Raw genomic sequence first — 20,707 nt, 5'->3', positions numbered from 1 at the left:
GTTAGGGTTATTGTTGCTGAAAGACACGTATATAATCCACAATCATATACTGGGGAAATACTGTAGTAGCATCAGGCGATCCTGGCCATCGACCACCAACAGCTACATTAAAGATTAGGAAGAAAGACTCATGAAACTCCGATAGCTCTGCAGGAGTAATGTCTGCTACGTGATAAACCTCGCCATCTAGCAACCAGCTGATTTTGTTACTATCCCAAATAATCGAATACACATGATATTGATCTGCTAATGTTCCGGTACTAAGCTTTTTGCTACCGCCATAGTTTGCATGACTTCCAGCATTTGACCAGTGTATGGTACCATGAACTGTGTTTTCGCGACCATTGCCACCTATCATTTCCATGATGTCGATTTCACCACATGCAGGCCAACCTACCTGATCTATGTTAGCTCCGAGCATCCACAAGGCAGGCCATAGGCCCTGTCCCTTCGGCAGAACAGCACGAATATCTATTCTACCATATTGAAAAGACTGTTTCCTTTTTGTAATAATCCGAGATGAGGTAAACCCGCGATTTCCAAATCGTTCTTGTTTTGCCGTGATAACCAGGTTTCCGTCTACTATCGATGTGTTTTCCTTTCGATAGTATTCAAGCTCATTGTTGCCCCAGCCACACAGCCCCGGACATCCATCGCCTATCTCGTAAGTCCAATCTGATTCATTGAGCGCTTCGCCATTAAACTCATCCTGCCAGACAAGTTTCCAGCCTTCGTAAGTTTCAGGAGAGGTATATCCAGTAGTAGGAATCACCAATTCACCAGAACCCGAAGCTGCTTCATCATCATCCATTATGGTAATGATGGCTTCATCCGATTCGTAACCAATGGTATTTGGTATGCCAAGCAACTTTACGGTGAAGATCTCATCTTCTTCCTTTTCTGAATCACCTATGATATCAATAAAAATGGATTGTCTTTTCACTTCACTACTGAATGCTATCTGACCTCCAGTTTGGATGTAATCCTCTCCCTTTACTGCAGTACCATCTTCTGTTTCATAGATGATGGTAAATTCTTCTGAAACTTCACTAGAAAGTGCCACATCTACTGCGATGGTGGCATTCTCGTCTCCTTCCGTTACACTAAGGTTGGTTATGGTAAGTTCGATGTTAGGATCGGTTTCGTTATTTTCTTCCTGGCACGCTGTGATTAGCAGCAGCCCTACTAGAAACAGGAGATTACGCATAGTATGTGATTCGTTTGATAAGAGCTAAGCACAACTTGGCCTAACATAAGATACTGAAAAACAGTAGAGGTATGATCTATCAGATTGATCAGGAGTACTGACCAACCTGATAGATCTTTTATAAATAAGCGTTTCTGCTTTATTTACTCCATGGTAATATCATCAATGTAGTATACATCAGCAGTAGTGGTATCCCACCCTGGGAATAATACCACTCTTGAGTAAGCATTTGAGGCCACCGGATTTCCATTGATGTCCGTGCTAAGGTCCCATGTTAGCTCTACCCACTCGTTGGCCTTATCTACAGTAAGGTCTATTTCCTGATTGGGCTCACCGCCTACGCCTTCCAACTTAAACTTAAGTGTGCCTGTAGCTGGAGCCCACAGCTTCACCTTCATTTTCGTCTTGCCAGTGAAATCAAGTGGTCCATCAAGTTGTGTTACAATTCCGGCCCAGGTTTGATCTCCATGTGTGAGCTTGAGCACATTGGCACTGGTATTTAATCCTGAAGCATCAGGGTTTGCTACGATCTCCACAACTGACCCACCAAACACATCCCATGTTACAGCCGACTCATGGTCAATTACAAAATCAGTTACTGGCGTTACGTTTAGTTCTATTGCTTTCGTAATAACAGACTCTGTGGTACCATCTGTAGCTGTAAGCGTAACGGAGTAAACTCCATCAGCTGAATAAGTGTGCACAGGATTTTCATCTGTAGAGGTATTACCATCTCCAAAATCCCAGGTATAACTTGTAGCATTTCTAGATGAATTGGTAAATGTCACCGTTTGATCTCCGTCTGTATAGGAAAAATCAAATAATGCTTTAGGGCCTTCGGCAGGAATGGCAGGTTTCTTTGATTCATCATCATAGTGCACCAGATTAAATGTCCAGAATACAGCTTCACCATTTACCTGCAAGGCGATTTGTAAGGAATCCACATCATCATTGTCTACAAGCTTAACAATCGAATAAGTAAGCTCACTTTGAGGTGCGCTCTGTGTACCGATATCACCAGCATTAGTCTTATTGGCCAGCCCTACATACACACCATCTCCCATCAGTTTCAATGTACCATCGGCAAAGGTGTAGGTATATGCACCACCATTTTGATAAGCACTCATATCAATGCCTCCGGCTGAAGTCCAATCTACACTCGCTTCATCACCACACAGGTCAATATTGGAATCATTCCAACCTCCATTACCAGTACCATCGGTAAATAGCGTACCGTTTGAGTTTAACTCAAATGAACCATCACGCTTAAAGGTATATTCATCATCCAGTATGCAAGGACGATCACCTAGAGGGGTCACCCCACCAAAGCTCCACCACTGAGTATCTCCTGCTGCAGGGCCTATTCCAAGAGCAACTCCCTCACGCTGTAGTATCCAGGTTTTGGATTCCAGACCAGCCAGCTTGGTAAGCTCAGCATCTGGGTCTGAGATCGCTACCGTATTGGTTTTGGTAGCACTTACACCGGCTTCATTGCTGGCTGTAAGGGTCACCTCATAGGTTCCGACAGTTTCAAATGTATGTACAGGGCTTTCTTCCTCACTTGTATTGCCATCTCCAAAATCCCAGGCATAGCTCGTGGCATTTTTTGAAAAGTTCGAAAAAGTAACCTCAAGGAAATTATCCGTGCTTACTTCAAACTGGAAGCTTGCAATGGGATCTTCCTGCTCTGGCTCAGCATCTTCACCTGTTTCGCATGAAGCCATCAAAGCAAGCACGAGTATGCTCATTAATACTCGTCCTTGCAGGACCAAATTGTTCTTCATCTTCTTCATCATCGAGTTGTTTTTAGTTATTGTGTTTTTTAGGTATTTCTTAATTAAATAGCTCTGTTTCAGGATATGTAGAGAGCTTGGTAGCCACGCTGGTTTCCTCTAGCGAAATGGGCAGCCAAATACTCTCAGTCTTGAGGTTGGAAGCCTTTTCGGCATCAAACAGGTCATTGGAAACTCTTCCGCTTCGTACCAGGTCATACCAGCGATCTCCTTCGCCCGCCAGCTCGGCACGACGCTCATACCAGATGACATCCTGCAAACTCCAACCTGTATCTGCCATTAGCTGCTGTGCAGTGCGAAACGAACCTGTGTTGTCACCGGGACCGGCGGCACGTTCGCGTACCAGGTTTATATATTCCAAAGCCTGGGCATCCGCCCCGCCACTACGATGGATAGCCTCTGCAAGCATCAACAATACATCCGCATAGCGTATAGCGTAGGTATTTCCATCCTTGGTGAGATTGGGATCTCCCCCATTGATGTTGTTTCCTTCATATTCCTTGTAATTGGCATATTTTTGTTGCCAAAAGCCCGTGTAATCCGATGGGTTATTTTCTGAAAGGTCTACCACCACACCACAGCCGGCAATTCCTTCGTTGGTTACAGTTTCTTCTAATTCCGACAATGAAATGATCGCAGCATCTCGTCTGTAATCGTCATCGCTAAGAAAATGGTCGTTTAGATCTGCAGTAGGCAGTAAAAATCCCCATCCGGCGGAATACTCCGGATAGTCAGAGCATAGCCCTCTAATACCACACAGCTGAATAATTCCGTTTCCTTCAATACCTTCAAACCATCCCCAGTCACTAGGCCAAAGATTTGAATGCTGAATTTCTAAAACAGCCTCAGGTGAATTTTCGGTCTCATAAGCAAAAAGGTTTGCAAAATCATCTTCCAGCTGGTACTGGCGCGAATCCACCACATCCTGAAGGTACTGGGCTGCTAGCCCAAATTTTTCTGCATCATCATTGTCTAAATCTGCCCAGTAGAGATAAGCCTTACCAAGTAATGCCTGAGCAGCACCTCGGCTCGCACGTCCTAATTCATTTTCTGAAAGCGTAGTAGGGAGAACTTCTATCGCTGCTTTCAGGTCATCCTTGATTAGTGTAAACAGCTCATCCATGGAACTACGCTCCAGACCTACCTCATCGGGAGTCAACAAGCGGTCGATTACTGGCACAGGGCCAAAATGGCGAAAAAGCTCAAAGTGGTAATAAGCGCGCAAAAACCTTGCTTCTGCCTGATAGCGATCGATATTGGCAGATTCTAATTCTGGCTCCAGTATGACCAGGTTGGCCCGAAAAATACCAATATAATTTTTACGATAGATCGGCTGTAGAATGGTGTTGGTATTGGTTTCTCTAAAATCATCCAATTCCTGCCATGCAGGTTGATCATTGTTAGAAGCATCACCTCCGGCATTCGCATTGTCTGAGCGAATCTCTCCTAGCATGACCGGTGATATCCACTGCCCCATGGCCATAGACCATCCGATAGGGTCATACGCTGCGATGAGAGAAGCAAATACCTGCTCTTCGGTTTGATAAAAATTCTCTGACAAATATTGATTGACTGGCTCCACTTCAAGGTCCTGTTTACAAGCCCCGAATAGCAACAGAGAAGCAGCTAATAGTTTTAATGATTTCATATCTAATGTCATTTAAGTCTTGTGAATAGGATTACATAGAGATGCGTATACCACCGCCCAGCGTTTTGTTGCTCGGGTAATAGCCTTTATCAATACCCGTATTGAGTATCCAGCCGTCTGTACCGATCTCTGGATCAAAGCCTTTGTAACCCGTCAGTGTCAGCAGGTTGTTGGCTGAGAAGTAGATGCGAAGTGATTTCAAATGCAGCACATCTAAAATGCTCTCTGGAAGGTTATAACCTACTTGTAGGTTTCTCAACCGGAGGAATGACCCATCCTCTACATAAAAATCTGATGGGTTTTGGTTGCCGTTCACATCGTTGAGTACCAGTCGTGGGTATTCTGTGCTGGGGTTGCTCTCAGTCCAGCGGTCCATCCAAAAAGACTGAAGGTTGCTAAACGGCACATCGGACCGCTCATAGGTTCTGTAGATGTCATGACCTATCTGGGTAGAAAAGAGTATGTTAATGTCAAATCCCTTATAATCTGCACTTAGATTGAGACCCAAAATATGATCAGGCCATGGGGAACCAATGTTTGTAAGGTCATCGGAGTTAATCGTGCCGTCTCCATTTACATCTGCAAAGATTAGATCTCCCGGCTGTGCATCAGGTTGCAATACATCTCCCTCACTGCTGATGTGCCCAAATACATCGGATTCATCTTGAAAAATCCCCAAGGTTTTGTAGCCTACAAAATGTCCTACAGGCTCACCTTCGGTCATTCGAGTAATAGCGGTATTGCGCACTGGCCAGCTCCATCCATTGATAAACTCAGTAGTACCCGGGATTTCCACTGTAGTGTTTTTAAATGTGGTGTAATTGAGCGTACTTCTAAAGTTTAAATCACCGATTCGCTGACGGTAGCTGATACTTGCTTCGAATCCTTTGTTTTGGATCTCCCCTAAATTGGAAACTGGAAAATTGGTAGCTCCCACATAGCCAGGAATACGTTCATCACCCAACAGGTCTCGTGTAGTCTTGATATAGTAATCAAATTCGGTAGAGAGGCGATCGTCAAACAATTTCATTTCCACACCTACATCAAGCTGCACACTTTCCTCCCACTTGAGATTCGGATTGGGTATGGTAGCTAGTGTAGACCCCTGGTTCAATGCCGGGCTCATTCCTAAGGTATACGAAAACGCATTTTCTATACGCGATGCATAACGCAGATCCCCTATTCGGTCACTACCATTTACCCCCCAGCTACCTCTTACTTTTAAGAAACTAACAGGACTGGTAGGAAAGAATGACTCATCAGACACTACCCACCCAAGTGAAAATGAAGGGAATACCCCCCATCGGTTGTTGGCTCCAAATCGGCTGGAACCATCGCGGCGTAGTGTAGCACTAAACAAGTATTTGTCGTTGTAATCATAAATCAGACGGCCGTAGTAGCTGACCAGACGATAATCAACAGCAGCTGATCCAAAAGCAAGATCTATGGTATCCGTCGGTGCTGCATCTATGTACTGAAACTGATCATTGAATTTTACTGCATCTGGTATATTCAAAGTACTTCCACCGGCAGTTTCAAATTCCTGGCTGATGTTGGTGGTACCTACTACTGCATTGATAGAGTGTAAGCCAAAATCTTTTTGATAGTTTACATAATTTTCAAATTGCAGCCTTTGGCCAAAGCCATATCCCTGAGCAATGCTATTGTTGGGGTTATTAAATGCAGCATGATAGTTGTAGTCTGGTCGAAAAGAACGATAGTTATACCAGCTAAAATCCACCCCCAGGTCACTACTTATCGTTAAGCCTTCAATAGGCTTGATTTTCACATAAGCATTTCCCTGAATCTGATCTGCATGGCCGTCATTGTCTGCCAAAAACAATCTGCTCAATGGGTTGATGTACTCCTTTTGCACCCACTCAGACTGAGCAAATCCATATTCTGCATCAGCGTCATAGACCGGAGTAAGTGGGTCATAAGCAAACGCATCAGCTACTAGTGTTCCAAAAGCGTTGTTTGTTCCCAGGTTTTGGTTTTCAGTACGATTGAGGTACAGGTTTTGACCTATACTTATCAAATCATTGATGTCTTTGGTGCTATTGATACGAATGGCGTAGCGCTTATAATTTGACTTTTCGCCTCCTATTACACCATTTTGATCCCAGTATTCCAGTGAAAGGTAGGAATTGTTCATGGTAGCTGAAAGGCGGTGATTGACCATGGTAGACTGATCAAAAATCTCATCCATCCAGTCAGTGTTTACTGCTCCTTCTCCGCTCGTTGGGAACCCTCGATTATCCAACTGTGCAGTTTGTCCACTGTTGGCAAACTTCTCTCTAATCAGTTCTACATATTGATTGGCATTGAGCATCTCTGGTTGTTTCCACGGATTGGCATAGGATGTAAAACCTTCATAAGTAATGCTACCCTCGTCACTACCTTGTTTAGTGGAGATGATGATTACGCCATTAGCTGCTCTCGCACCATATATAGCTGTAGAGGCGGCATCTTTCAGTACATCAATGGATTCAATATCCGATGGGTTGATATTGTCTATACTACTCACTGTGAGTCCATCTACTATATACAGCGGAGAATTGTCGCCATTGGTGCTGATACCACGAATGAGTATGCTTTTCCCAGATCCCGGCTGGCCAGATGTTTCATTGACTATCACCCCAGACACCTGACCGTCAAGAGCTGATTGTACGCTAGGCACCTTATAGCCTTCAAGGTTTTCAGCCTTCACTTTAGAAATAGACCCTGTGGCTACCTTTTTCTGTTGGGTACCGTAGCCAATTACTACCACCTCACTCAGCTCGTCCAGTGCCATGGACAACTGTACATCTACATTGGTCCGTTCACCCACTACTATTTTCTGGGTCTCAAACCCTACGAATGAAACGGTAAGTACAGGTGTTGTTCCCTGCAGCGTAAGCTGAAACTGTCCCTCTATATCTGTTATGGTTCCATTGGTGGAACCTTTCTCCATGATAGTAGCTCCTGGCAAAGGAGTACCATCTCCAGCATCGGTCACCATACCACTGATGGTGCGCTGCTGAGCAGTGGCCCAAAAACTGATAAGCAGCAGTGCCACCAGCGCGGACACTTGATACTTTATACTTCTGCTTGGTCTCATCTAAATTGTAGTTTTAGTTTAGAAATGGTTAGAACTTGATGAGGTTAATGCTGCACTTCGCTGCACGAAAACCTTTGACCAATTTAGATGAGTATGAGATCGTGAAAACGATTTTACATCACTACATTAATACATCAACACCAAATAACTACTACATCATTACTACATCAAAGGCACCTTTTTAATAGGTTTTTAAGCATTTTAAAGGGTTTTCAATATTCGATTACTTATTTTTCTTTTCTCATTAGCCACATCAACAAGAATGAACCATTTCATACGCAGCTCTCCTATTGATATGCAGCTCCTAGCTTCAATACTTTGTTTGTTGAGTTCAATGATGCTCTATGCTCAGCACGACACATATGGTTTTTCTAAGATCCCTGTTTACACGACGTTTCAAACTTCAGACTATCAGGGAGGCATTCAAAACTGGGACCTAATTCAGGATCAACGCGGGTTTGTATACGTGGCAAACAACTTCGGTTTGCTCGAATATGATGGAAATGAGTGGCGTAAATATGAAGTACAAAACAACACTCGTGTGCGATCAGTATATGTAGATGAAACCAACCGTGTATACGTGGGGGGGCAAAATCAATTCGGGTATTTCGCTCCAGACAGCTCAGGCACCCTCACTTTCAGCAGCATATATGACAGCCTAACTGACCAAAATAAAAGTCTTGAGGACATTTGGAAGATTACGCGTTACGAAGATGAAATCTGGTTTTGCTCGTACCTGGGTATCATAGGCTATGACGGCAAAAAAGCACGCATGTTACCGCGTCCATTTGAGTATGGTCTGGCATTCAACGTGGCCAACAAAATGTATGTCTACGCACCTGAGCATGGCCTTGCTGAATTCAACGGTCAAACTTTCCAGGTAATACCTAATACCAAAAGGTTTGGGGATAATCAGATAAAAGAAATTATCCCTCACCAAAATGGAAATCTCCTAATATTCCTCGAAGATGGCCACATATTTAAATTCTCCAACGGCAAACTTTCCCCCTGGTCAGTAGCGGCAGGAGATTTTCTGAAGGAGGCCCTTATAAATAAGGTGCTATTACTTCAAAACAACCAGATTGCTATAGGCACTCAAAACAATGGCATTCTTATATTGGACAGTACAGGAAAATCGGTATTACACCTTACCAAAGACCGTGGGTTAGGCAACCGAACAGTGCTGGCACTTCATGAAGATCAATTTCAAAACCTGTGGGTAGGACTGAATAATGGTATTTCTATGGTGGAACTTGCCTCACCTTTTTCGATTATCGATGAGCAATCAGGACTGCCAGGCACGGGTTATTGTGCAGGTTTCTTTGGCAATACACTGTACCTGGGAACCAGTAATGGACTGTTTAAACTGGATGCACACCCCGATCCCATAGCAGAAAGTCGCAATTATGAACTGATCCCTGGCTCTGGAGGGCAGGTATACAACATCCAGCAAATCAACAACTCGCTACTTTTGGGGCATCACAGTGGTGCGTTTGAAATTATCAATGATCAGGCTGTACCATTTTATGATGTCTCTGGCACCTGGAAGTTTGAAAAAATCCCTCATGAAACGGAAATTTTGGCCGGAACTTATGACGGTTTTTTGCAACTCAACACCACCTCTTCAGGGTCTAGGCATATTGAATTGTTAGATGATTTTCGTGAGTCCAGTAGAGTTTTTGAGTTTTACAACGACTCTGTCATTTTTATGACCCATGGTTATAAAGGAGTTTACAGGTTAACCTACAACACACATAAGAATCAGTTTTCTGAAGTAAAATACTATGGAGATCAGAGCGGGTTTCCGTCCAACATCCTGATTAATGTATTTGATCTTGGAAATGAGCTGGTCTTCCCTGCTGCTACTGGCATATTTAGTTATGATTCAGATATAGATCGCTTTGTTCACCATCAAAAACTGGAAAAATGGATTGCACCTAATCAACATGTCAGAGAAATGACTTCAGACATTCATGGAAACATCTATTACCTAACAGATCAGGAGCTGGGGATACTTGAAAAAAACAATTTTGGATCATATCAAAAACGCTCAGCAGAATTCTCAAGAATCTTAAAATATGTGAATGATGACCTGGAAAACATCACCGTAATAGATCATCAAAATGTTTTCATTGGTGCTAAAGAGGGCTTCATACATTATAACCCAAGTAAAAACTATAATAGAGATCAGTCTTTTCAAACTTATTTACGACATATTGAGGCTGTTACAGATAGTGCCATTATCGTACATGGTGGAGCAGACAGTGTTTATGTTCCAGACTTCTCATTACCGGCATATTTTTCTTCGCTAAAATTCAAATATGCTACTCCTTACTTTGATGGTCAGGAAGATTTGCTTTACCAATACAAGTTGGAAAATTTTGATAAAGATTGGTCAGACTGGACAGAAATCTCTGAAAAGGAATATACTAACCTATCACAGGGCACCTACACTTTTCATGTTCGTGCCAAAAATGTATTTGGAGTGATTAGCGAACCGGCAGTGTTTACCTTCACCGTGTATCCTCCCTGGTATCAGTCCAGGTTAGCATACCTGATCTATGCTTCTGTGCTAGTTTTAATATTTGCTATATCCATGTTTATTCTGGATAAAAGGCACCGTCAAAAACATGAAATACTTGCCGAACTACAAAAGCACGAACTGCAAAAGAAAGACAGTCAGTTGCAAGAAGTTTCGAAAAAATCCGAGCAGGAAATCACCAAACTGAGAAATGACAAGTTGCGTGCAGAAATCGACCATAAAAACAGGGAACTGGCGACTACCACCATGCACCTGATCAATAAAAACGAATTTATGCTTACGATCCGGGAGTCGATTAAAGATTTGGCTAAAAATGGCTCTAAAGATGTAGCAAAAAAGCTGATCAGAGATATAGACCGAAACATGTCCGAGGATGAAGGCTGGGAGCAGTTTACAAAGCATTTTGATCAGGTACACGGTGATTTCCTGTCTAACATCAAAAAAGACCACCCTACACTTACTCCTCAAGAGATAAAACTGTGTGCCTACTTGCGCATGAACATGACCTCAAAAGAAATTGCCAATTTGCTCAATATTTCGGTCCGTGGTGTAGAAATTAGCCGATACCGATTACGCAAAAAACTCAACCTCACAAGAGACACGAACCTTGTGGACTATATGCTAGAATATGACCAAGCTTAAACATTGCCTATTAATTCTTTTTATTGTCACTGGCCCTGTACAAGCCGTCACTCAAAACCTGCTGGTATTTTCAAAAACGAATGGCTTCCGACATGAAAGCATCGCCGCAGGCAAAGAAGCCCTGGATTCCCTGGCAGCTAGCAATGACTTCAGTATCTATTTTACGGAAGATTCCTTAGCATTTACCCGTAACAACCTATCAAAATACGATGCACTGATTTTTCTAAGTCCTTCGGGGGATGTGTTCAATGAGGAGCAACAAGATGCACTCCAACATTATATTAGAAGCGGTGGTGGCTTTGTGGGTATTCATGGTGCCTCCACCGTAGAGTATGATTGGCCCTGGTACGGAAAATTGGTTGGCAGTTATTTTGCCGATCACCCCAAAGTACAAGAGGCGGAATTACATGTGTTAGCATCGCATTTGGCTACAGAACACCTGCCAGATCCGTGGATACGATCAGACGAATGGTACAATTTTAGGTCAGCATTGGACGACAGCATACAAGTGTTACTTACAGTAGATGAGCAGACCTACACTGGAGGTAAAATGGGAAACCATCACCCTATTGCATGGTATCATGAGTTTGATGGAGGTAGAGCTTTCTATACAGCACTAGGCCATACCAAAGCGTCCTATCGGGAACCTCATTTTTTAAACCACATTCTTGGTGGCATAAAGTGGGTTTGTTCTAAAGATTAAGACAGCTTTTGTATTACTGCGTGAGTTCCATCTGTCATCCAGGATTTTCCAAATGCAGTGTTGAGTTCCGCTGTACGCTCCGGATCCAGTCCCGTTTGTAGTTCAGACTTAAGGGTACGAAAAGCATATACAGCCCGGTACGCTAAAGGAACGTCAAAAGTAGATGACGGAGGAAATGCACGGTCCTCAAAAAATCGGCGATAATTTGCATCTCCTTTACTTATCAAAATGGTTTCGGGATTCGGCTGCAACACCTCTGACGGAACCTCGCGAAAAAACGTCGGAGCATGCCAAAAAGTACTGGTCTGGAGCTCCACCTTACCTTGCTCTATCCAATTTTCGAATGAACGACCAAGCATGGTGTTGGTCAGTTGCTTCATCAAAAAGTTAAAATCCTTTCGGGTAGCATCGGAAACAAAGATGGGTTGTGCTTTTAGATGTAGCACCACTTTTTCTACCAGGCCACTATCCAGTAGGTTTGCCACCAGCATCAAATCCGTAAATAGCTCAATACCAGCATTGTCGCAAAGAACTTCTACTTTGCTCACCCGGTTTAACTCGTCTACAAGTAGGTTAGAATGATCCAATATATAGCTAAGGCTTTTCCCATGCGCAGATCCATTCATTTGACTTAAATCAGCGCTATTGCCTTCCACACATAAGTAAATAAGGTCATTGAGCGACCAGTCCCTGGACAAGCAATCGGATACAAAATCCATGTTTCCCTTGAGATCAGACTCCTTTATTTGCTGAAATGGGTCACTTACCTCTTGGCTCACTACTTCATAAAGTAGCTTATACCAGTAGATTTCACCCAATAGAAATGGTACAGATTGGAGCTCTTCCCCATCGTACTCCTCTAGAAACGGATGCCAATATGGATTACCCGACGTTGGTAATTGTGAAGAAACACGAATGGTCAAAGCATTTTTCAACTCTACCAGCCTGGTCTCTATTTCTGCCGAAATTTGGTTATTAGCAATTACATCAGCTACAATCTTAGGTATACGATGCTCATAAGTATACAAAGCGAAAGAGCCAATGGTAGGTTTTAAGTAGTCAAAGTAATCTAGCATAACAACAAACTAAAAAAGGCAGCTACATTCCTGCGGCTGCCTTTCTGATATTGGTAAAGTAAATACTTATTTATTTCCTTTCGCGTAATCTGCAAGGAATTTTTCCAATCCACTGTCAGTCAATGGATGCTTAAGCAATCCAGTGATGACGTTAAGAGGGCAAGTAACCACATCAGCGCCTATCTCAGCACACTTGATCAGGTGCATGTTGTGACGCACAGAGGCAGCCAACACTTCAGTCTCGATACCAAAGTTGCTATATATCTGTACAATCTGAGCAATAAGGTCCAGACCATCCTGGCAAATATCATCTAGTCGACCAATGAATGGCGAAACATAGCTTGCTCCAGCTTTTGCTGCCAATATCGCCTGACCAGCATTGAAAATCAGGGTACAGTTGGTGCGGATGCCCTCAGCAGTAAATTGCTTGATCGCTTTCACGCCATCTTTGATCATCGGTACTTTTACCACAATCTTATCGTCGATCTTGGCAAGTTTTCTACCTTCCTCTACCATTTCATCGTAGGTAGTGGAGATTACCTCAGCACTTACATTGTCATCCACGATATCGCAGATGTCTTTGTAGTGCTTCAAAATGTTTGCTTCGCCAGTGATTCCTTCCTTTGCCATGAGCGAAGGATTGGTAGTCACACCATCAAGAACTCCAAGGTCATAGGCTTCCTTGATATCGTTGAGATTGGCAGTATCTATAAAAAATTTCATATTCGTCGCTTATTTATTTACCCAAAAATGCTTTTACCTGTTCGAAAACTTTAGGACCTGTGTAGCCAAACTTATCATCCAGCACACCTGCAGGTGCAGAGTAGCCAAAATGCTCTAATCCGAACACTTTACCATCTAGCCCTACCAGTCCTTCCAGAGTCACCGGAAGTCCTGCAGTCAATCCAAACTTCGGTTTATCGCCCAGCACTTCCGCCTGATAGTCTGCTGACTGATCTCTAAAGAGTCCTTCTGAGATCACCGAAACTATATTTGACTTGATCCCTTCTTTTTCAAGCAGCTCAGCAGCATCCACTAGTGTAGCCACTTCACTACCATTGGCAATCAAAGTGACCTCTGCATCAGCATCAGATTTTACTCGGTATGCACCCTTAGCAGCTTGTTGAGCTACTTCCAGTCGACTACCTTCTGCAGGCAGATCTTTGATTCCCTGACGAGAAAAAATCAAACCTGTAGGGGTAGCAGTATTTTTAAGAGCCATCTCCCATGCCACGGTGGTTTCAGCAGCATCTGCCGGACGTAGTGCCAGCATCGAGCGTTTACCAGAGTGATTTTTCAGTTTTTCTAAAAGTCTTAGCTGTGCTTCTTGCTCAATTGGCTGGTGGGTTGGACCATCCTCTCCTACTCGGAACGCATCATGCGTCCATAAGTAAATTACTGGGAGTTCCATGAGTGCAGACAAGCGATAAGCTGGCTTCTGGTAGTCAGAGAAAATAAAGAATGTACCTATCACCGGAATCACACCGCCATGGAGCGCCATACCATTGGCCATAGCCGCCATGGAAAACTCAGCCACACCTGCATGTAAGAAATTAGCATCAAATGTACCCGGACCAAATTGCTTCACCTTCTTGAGGTACCCATCCGTTTTGTCACTATTGGCAAGGTCTGCAGATGCTACGATCAAGTTTTCTACTTTTCCTGCCAGGTATCCCAATACAGCAGAAGAAGCTTCTCTAGATGCTCCATTCGCTTTGTGCTGTACCTCGGCAAAATCTACCTCAGGAATATCGCCGCTGAGGAATAAATCCAGCTTCTTGGCTAGCTCTGCATTGGCTGCTCTCCACTCCTGCTCTGTTTGCTTTGCAGCTTTTACTTCTTCGCGTTTGCGGTCTAGAATCTGAGCATAGTACTCTTTTACATCGCTGTACGCTTCAAATGGATCTTCCGGGTTAGCTCCTAGTGCTTCCAGTGTTTTGGTAAAATCAGCACCTGTACCTCCTAGTGGCTTACCGTGCAGCTCTACATGTCCTTCATACGAATTGCCATCAGCATCCACACACCCTTTACCCATGATGGTCTTTCCTTCGATGAGTGTAGGCTTGTCTGAATTTTGGGCATCCTGTAGCGCTTTGCGAATGGCATCATGATCATGCCCATCAATCACTACTACATTCCAGCCCCAGGCTTCATATTTTTTGGCGGTATCTTCAGACGTTACCTCATCCGTTTTGGTAGACAGCTGTACGTCGTTGGAATCAAAAAACATGATGAGGTTATTGAGACCAAGGTATCCTGCGATACGACCAATCCCTTGTGAAATCTCCTCCTGAATACCTCCATCAGAAATGTAAGCATAGATTTTATGGTCGGTCCAGGCCCCAAATTTGGCCGCTAAAAACTTAGCCGCCAAAGCTGCACCCGCGCCCATGGCGTGCCCTTGTCCCAGTGGTCCTGAGGTATTTTCTACACCTCTGGCCTGATCTACTTCCGGGTGTCCGGGAGTCACAGAACCCCACTGACGAAAGTTTGATATATCTTCTTTTGAATAATTTCCAACCAAATGTAGCTGTGCATAAAGCATAGCCGAAAGGTGTCCGGGATCCAGGAAAAAACGATCTCTCCAGGCCCACTGCGGGTTATCAGGATCGAATCTTAAAAACTCACTATACAGGATGTGAATAAAGTCAGCTCCACCCATTGGACCACCCGGGTGACCCGATTTTGCAGCTTCTACCATGGCCGCTGACAAAGCCCTGATATTATCCGCACACCTTACATCAATCTGTTGGTTACTCATACTATAATCCGTTTATTATTAATATTCCAATTGCATACCTCTACGAAACACATCCTGTAAACAGCACATGTCACGTTGTTATGATCTATTTGGGGCATTCGATTGGAGCACAACTACCAGGTACGGTAGTTTCGGCCAAAAGTAGAATAAATCTTCAACATTTCCCCATAATAATTGGAAACTACAAGGTAAAATCACTCCATTTTACAAAATCTTCATAATGGATTTTATTTAATCACTTGTAGATTATTCTAAATTCAACCCCCGACCAAGCAAAAAACCTCTATGATCTACTCATAGAGGTTTTGCCCTTCAAAGATACAGAATAATCAATAGTGTAATTAATACATTTATCTAATAACCAAATACTCCCGGCAACCAAAGGCTGAGCTGTGGTACGTAAGTCACCAATAATAAAACCAGGATCATCACCAGAAACATGGGTATCAAAGGCTTGAGTACTTTTTGAATGCTGATACCAGCTACTCCACAACCAATGAATAAAACAGACCCCACAGGAGGAGTACATAGACCGATACATAGATTTAGCACCATTACGATCCCAAAATGAACCGGATCCATACCCAGGTTGGTAACAACCGGTAAGAATATAGGAGTGAAAATTAAAACTGCTGGAGTCATATCCATGAAAACCCCGACAAAGAGAAGAATCATGTTTATGATCAGTAAGATCACTATGGGGTTATCAGAAAGGGTGATCAATGCTTTACTCACCTCCTGAGGGATGTTTTCGTAAGACATCACCCAGGACATCCCCATCGATGTACCAATTAATAGCATTACGATAGAAGTAGTTACCACCGTATTAAGGATAATACCTGGTAAGTCCTGCACTTTTACTTCCTTGTAAATAAAAGCCAAAATCAGAGTATAAAGTACCGCAATCGCAGAAGCCTCTGTGGCTGTAAAAATCCCCACCACGATTCCTCCTATTACGATCACCAACAACAGCAAACTAGGAAACGCACTCATAAACTTCTTAAAGGTCTCTCCAAGACTTTCCCAGCTTCCTCTTTTGTATTTATTGCGCAGGGCAATTACAGCAGAGACAATCATCAAAGCAAGACCTACCAACAAACCTGGTACATACCCCGCAATGAACAATGCAGCAATAGATACTCCCCCACTAGCCAGTGAATAGACAATCAAAATATTAGAAGGGGGAATAACCAATCCTGTAGTGGCACTGGTAATGTTTACTGCAGCACCAAAAGATTTATCATAACCTTCCTTTTCCATGCGAGGCCCCATAAATCCACCAATGGCTGATGCAGCAGCTGCGGCCGAACCTGATATAGCCCCAAATAACATACTAGCCACAATGTTGACAAAGGCCAGTCCTCCGGGTAATCCACCTACCATGGCTTTGGCAAAATCCACCAATCTTCGGGCGATACCTCCACTGTTCATCAACTGACCCGAAAGCACGAAAAATGGTATAGCCAACAACGAGAAACTATCCAGGCCAGTAGCCATGCGCTGCGCCATGGTTGTAAAAGCCGTAAGTGAGGGCATAGACACCACCAGGGTGAAAAGCGATGACAGGCCTATGCAGTAAGCTATGGGCAACCCAATACCGAGCAATACCACAAAGCTGCAAACCAAAATTAATATCTCTGTTAAACTCATTTGGGTTGGGATTTGAAGTCTAAAAGTGTGTAAAAAATGATGAGCAAGCCACTCACGGGAATTACGAGGTATACATATCCCAGTGGCAACCGCAAGGTGGCAGAAGCTTGCTCCAGTAGCAGCGTCACATACACCAACCGAATGCCTCCTATCACCATGATCGTCAGTGCAAAACCTATAGTAAGCACCCCAAGAATGATATGGAGCGTACGCTTCTTAGCTCCGGAAAGCTTTTCAGGCAAGATGTCTATAGACAAGTGTGCCCGTTGCCCGGCAGCATACGCCGCACCTAGCAGCCCTACCCAAATAAGTAAAAAATTGGCAAGTTCATCGGTAAACAAGCTCGGTGACCCCAACAAATACCGGGAGGCAACCTGCCACAATACATTAATGACCATGACTGACATAAGTACGACTAACACGGCGGCCAATACTTTGTCTACTTTAGTTCTTAGCTGCATAATCTTTGATTCGTTGTATCAGTTTATACTGCTCAGGCTGATCTTTATAGGCTTCATAGAGTGGGCCCACCTGATTAGAAAATGTACTTTTATCTGGTCTGATAATCTCCACACCTGCTTTCTGAACTTCTTCAAGCGAGTGTTGCTCTGACTCTTCCCACACTTTCATCTGAAATCCAACAGATTCCATGGCTGCTTCTTTCAGCCAGGATTGTTCCTGATCAGTAAGACTCTTCCACCAGTCAAGACTTACCAGCAGTACATCCGGAAGAGCTGTATGCTCATCTAAAGTATAGTATTTGCAAACTTCATAATGCCTACTGGAATAGAAACTTGGAGGATTGTTCTCTGCACCATCTACTACACCTTGCTGTAGTGCGGTGTAAAGCTCACCAAACGACACTGGTGTAGGCGAACCGCCGAGTTGATCAACCATATTCACGGCAGTTACGCTTTTCATCACTCTGATTTTCAAGCCTTCCAGATCTTTGGGTTCATAGATCGGTCGCTCTTTGGTGTAAAAGCTGCGATAACCCGCATCGTAAAAACACAAGCCTCTAAATCTGTAATCTTGACCTTTAGCCAACAGCTCTTGCCCTATAGGGCCATTCAACACTCCAAAAAGATGGTCTTTGTTTTGAAAGAGATATGGCAGTCCAAGCACCTTAAAATCAGGCACAAAGTTTTCCAACACACCACTAGACACTTTGGTCATAGCCAGGGCTCCTATCTGTAAAAGCTCTAAACACTCTCGCTCATTGCCAAGCTGACCGGAGGGGTAAATTTTGATCGTAAGTTTACCTTCTGACTTTTCTGCAAGTCGCTCAGCAAGGTTTTCCATGCCTTTATGAACTGGATGAGACACATCCAGTCCATGGGCAAGTTTGAGCACTTTCTTTTCCTGATTACCAGCACATCCCGCTATAAGAACAAGCAGAGTCAGGAAGTAAATGAACTTCTTCATTTGGAACGAATTTGCTGTACCAGAGCGATCGCATCGCTCACTTTTTGCTCTAAAGTGGCATAATCGCCATTTTTTAAGATGTCTTTCGTAATTAGCTGAGAGCCCATACCCACGCAGTGTACGCCTGCTTCCAGCCATTTGGTAAGGTTATCTGCGGTAGGTTCCACACCACCTGTAGGCATGATGCTCGACCATGGAAACGGTCCTTTCACACCTTTCACAAATGATGGACCTCCTACCTGAGAACCAGGGAAAATTTTCACCACCTCTGCTCCTAGTTCTTCTGCATATGAAATCTCAGTTACAGAGCCACAGCCTGGAGACCAGCTGATTTTTCTACGATTACAAACCTTAGCCATATCAGCATTGAGCACCGGAGATACGATGAAATTGGACCCGAGCTGAATGTATAGTGATGTAGTACCTGCATCCACTATGGACCCTACACCGAGGATCATTTCAGGTGCATTTTCTGCAGCAAACTTGTTGAGCTCAGCAAACACCTCATGAGCAAAATCGCCACGATTGGTAAACTCAAACACACGCACACCACCACGGTAGCACGCCATGAGAACTTCCTTGCAGACTTCTAAATCTTTGTGGTAAAATACCGGCACTATGCCGGTTTCTTTCATTTTTAATGCTACTTCTATTCTTGTAAATCTTGCCATGTTATTATCTAGATATCTTTCCTGATGTATTTCCTTCCATTACGTTTTGCACCACTTCCAAAGAAACCATGTTGGCGTCTCCTTCTACGGTGTGCTTGAGCGCACATGCTGCGGTGGCAAACTTTAGCGCCTGAATGTCTTCTGCATAGTGCAACAAGCCATAAATAATGCCCGCCGCGTATGCGTCACCTGTACCTACCCGGTCCACGATGTGAGTCACATCCAGCTTGGTGGTTTTCAAAAATTCTTTGCCATTCCAAAGCTTTCCCTGGATTCGGTTGTGCGAGGCACTCACCATCTCCCTGTTTTTATCAAATACCTTTTGTATCCGTGGACAAAGTTTGGTCAGCTTTTCGGCTGCTATTCTGAAACGCTCGTTTCCTTCTCCGGTGATAGGTTCTCCAAAAATCTCCGAAACATCGTATTCACTGCCAATCACCACATCCGAACCTGCTATTAGCTCAGGCATAATTTCCTGCTGTGCCTTGCCATAATTCCAGAGACTTTTACGAGAGTGTATATCGGCCGAAACGGTAATCCCGCGTTTGTTGGCTTCAGCGATGGCCTCCTGGCAGCATGCAGCCGCTCCAGCAGAAACTGCAGGTGTGATCCCCGTCCAGTGAAACCAATCGGCTCCGTCCAGCACCTGAGACCAATCTACCATACCGGGCTCTATCTTAGCAAACGCTGATCCATCGCGCTCATATACTACCTGGCTACCACGATGCACGGCACCTTTTTCCAGGAAATATTTGCCCATGTGATGATCGCCGTAGATGATCGCAGAGGTATCCAGCCAGTGGTGACGTAAAAATTGCTCAGCAGAGCGTCCGAGTAGGTTGTCTGGAAAACGCGTGACATGTGCTGCAGATACACCAAGGTAGGCCAAAGAAATGGCCACATTAGCTTCTCCTCCACCATACACCACATCCAGGGTGTTGGTCTGCGAAAACTTGGCATAACCTGGCGGAGACAACCGCATCATGACTTCTCCAAATGTGACTACTCGTTTCATAAGCTTGTATTTTAATTATTCAATGCACGGCCGGCCGCTTCTTAAAAACCATTGTGAATATGAATTATCGACGCAAACCCACACTTAATTTGCCGGCCGATACATTGAATGTCTTTATTATCTCGCTACTCGGCCGGAAGCATCTCCGCCCATGAGTTTTTGTACTTCTTCTACCTTCACCAGGTTCGCATCACCTTTGATGGTGTGCTTCAGACATGAAGCCGCCACGGCAAAGTCCAGTGCATTTTGGTCATCCTCTGGGTAAGTCAGCAATCCGTAGATCAGTCCGCCCATGAATGAATCTCCTCCCCCTACACGGTCTACAATATCCGTGATCTGGTACTGACGCGTCTCATACATTTTGCTGCCGTCATACAGTACGCCTGCCCAGGTGTTGTGTGAAGCCGAAATAGAGCCTCTAAGGGTAGTGATCACCTTCTTGGCCTTCGGAAACTTCTTCATCATCTGCTGACA

15 protein-coding genes are annotated in these 20,707 nt (G+C 44.0%); 2 read left to right on the top strand and 13 right to left on the bottom strand.

What is annotated here, in order from left to right:
* Positions 1 to 7 precede the first annotated feature (7 nt).
* The 4 genes from C7460_RS13080 to C7460_RS13065 form a co-directional block, all read right to left on the bottom strand.
* The gene (locus C7460_RS13080) at positions 8 to 1,207 is read right to left on the bottom strand and encodes a family 16 glycosylhydrolase (protein ID WP_115868563.1); all 1,200 of its coding nucleotides are present in this window, start codon (positions 1,205 to 1,207) and stop codon (positions 8 to 10) included.
* A gap of 143 nt (positions 1,208 to 1,350) precedes the next feature.
* Positions 1,351 to 2,991 carry a PKD domain-containing protein gene (locus C7460_RS24450; RefSeq protein WP_317127697.1) on the bottom strand — a complete coding sequence of 547 codons (1,641 nt, stop codon included), beginning with the start codon at positions 2,989 to 2,991 and terminating at the stop codon, positions 1,351 to 1,353.
* A gap of 49 nt (positions 2,992 to 3,040) precedes the next feature.
* On the bottom strand, positions 3,041 to 4,648 hold the full coding sequence (locus C7460_RS13070) for a RagB/SusD family nutrient uptake outer membrane protein (RefSeq protein ID WP_170148005.1): 1,608 nt from the start codon (positions 4,646 to 4,648) through the stop codon (positions 3,041 to 3,043).
* Positions 4,649 to 4,679: 31 nt separating this feature from the next.
* A complete protein-coding gene (locus C7460_RS13065) occupies positions 4,680 to 7,748 on the bottom strand; it encodes a SusC/RagA family TonB-linked outer membrane protein (RefSeq protein WP_115868560.1) in 3,069 nt (1,022 codons plus the stop codon).
* A gap of 262 nt (positions 7,749 to 8,010) precedes the next feature.
* Between C7460_RS13065 and C7460_RS13060 the strand changes: the two genes are divergently transcribed.
* A complete protein-coding gene (locus C7460_RS13060; protein ID WP_115868559.1) occupies positions 8,011 to 10,932 on the top strand; it encodes a ligand-binding sensor domain-containing protein in 2,922 nt (973 codons plus the stop codon).
* Positions 10,919 to 11,635 carry a ThuA domain-containing protein gene (locus tag C7460_RS13055; RefSeq protein ID WP_115868558.1) on the top strand — a complete coding sequence of 239 codons (717 nt, stop codon included), beginning with the start codon at positions 10,919 to 10,921 and terminating at the stop codon, positions 11,633 to 11,635. Before C7460_RS13060 ends, C7460_RS13055 begins: the two co-directional genes overlap by 14 nt.
* Here C7460_RS13055 and C7460_RS13050 read toward each other — a convergent pair.
* The 9 genes from C7460_RS13050 to C7460_RS13010 form a co-directional block, all read right to left on the bottom strand.
* Complete coding sequence (locus C7460_RS13050; RefSeq protein ID WP_115868557.1) at positions 11,632 to 12,711, bottom strand: ARMT1-like domain-containing protein; 1,080 nt, start codon at positions 12,709 to 12,711, stop codon at positions 11,632 to 11,634. The two genes, C7460_RS13055 and C7460_RS13050, sit on opposite strands and share 4 nt — an antisense overlap.
* Before the next feature lie 66 nt (positions 12,712 to 12,777).
* A complete protein-coding gene (gene fsa / locus C7460_RS13045) occupies positions 12,778 to 13,434 on the bottom strand; it encodes a fructose-6-phosphate aldolase (protein WP_115868556.1) in 657 nt (218 codons plus the stop codon).
* Positions 13,435 to 13,447: 13 nt separating this feature from the next.
* Positions 13,448 to 15,472 (bottom strand): transketolase family protein, encoded by a 2,025-nt coding sequence (locus C7460_RS13040; RefSeq protein ID WP_115868555.1) that lies wholly within the window; start codon positions 15,470 to 15,472, stop codon positions 13,448 to 13,450.
* A 354-nt stretch (positions 15,473 to 15,826) separates the two neighbouring features.
* Positions 15,827 to 17,122, bottom strand: a complete 1,296-nt coding sequence (locus tag C7460_RS13035) for a TRAP transporter large permease (protein ID WP_115868554.1) — start codon at positions 17,120 to 17,122, stop codon at positions 15,827 to 15,829.
* Complete coding sequence (locus C7460_RS13030) at positions 17,119 to 17,583, bottom strand: TRAP transporter small permease (RefSeq protein ID WP_115868553.1); 465 nt, start codon at positions 17,581 to 17,583, stop codon at positions 17,119 to 17,121. Before C7460_RS13030 ends, C7460_RS13035 begins: the two co-directional genes overlap by 4 nt.
* Positions 17,567 to 18,547 (bottom strand): TRAP transporter substrate-binding protein, encoded by a 981-nt coding sequence (locus tag C7460_RS13025; protein ID WP_115868552.1) that lies wholly within the window; start codon positions 18,545 to 18,547, stop codon positions 17,567 to 17,569. Before C7460_RS13025 ends, C7460_RS13030 begins: the two co-directional genes overlap by 17 nt.
* A complete protein-coding gene (locus C7460_RS13020) occupies positions 18,544 to 19,218 on the bottom strand; it encodes a bifunctional 4-hydroxy-2-oxoglutarate aldolase/2-dehydro-3-deoxy-phosphogluconate aldolase (protein ID WP_115868551.1) in 675 nt (224 codons plus the stop codon). The genes C7460_RS13025 and C7460_RS13020 overlap by 4 nt, the downstream gene beginning before the upstream one ends.
* A gap of 4 nt (positions 19,219 to 19,222) precedes the next feature.
* Entirely contained in the window at positions 19,223 to 20,233 is a 1,011-nt protein-coding gene (locus C7460_RS13015; RefSeq protein ID WP_115868550.1) for a sugar kinase, read from the bottom strand.
* A 117-nt stretch (positions 20,234 to 20,350) separates the two neighbouring features.
* The coding region (locus tag C7460_RS13010; RefSeq protein ID WP_245986348.1) for a PfkB family carbohydrate kinase at positions 20,351 to 20,707 on the bottom strand (357 nt) is incomplete at its 5' end.

It is taken from the genome of Marinoscillum furvescens DSM 4134 (genome assembly GCF_003386095.1).
GTDB classification, from domain to species: Bacteria; Bacteroidota; Bacteroidia; order Cytophagales; family Cyclobacteriaceae; genus Marinoscillum; species Marinoscillum furvescens.
This window is presented reverse-complemented; position numbering and strand designations above follow the sequence as displayed.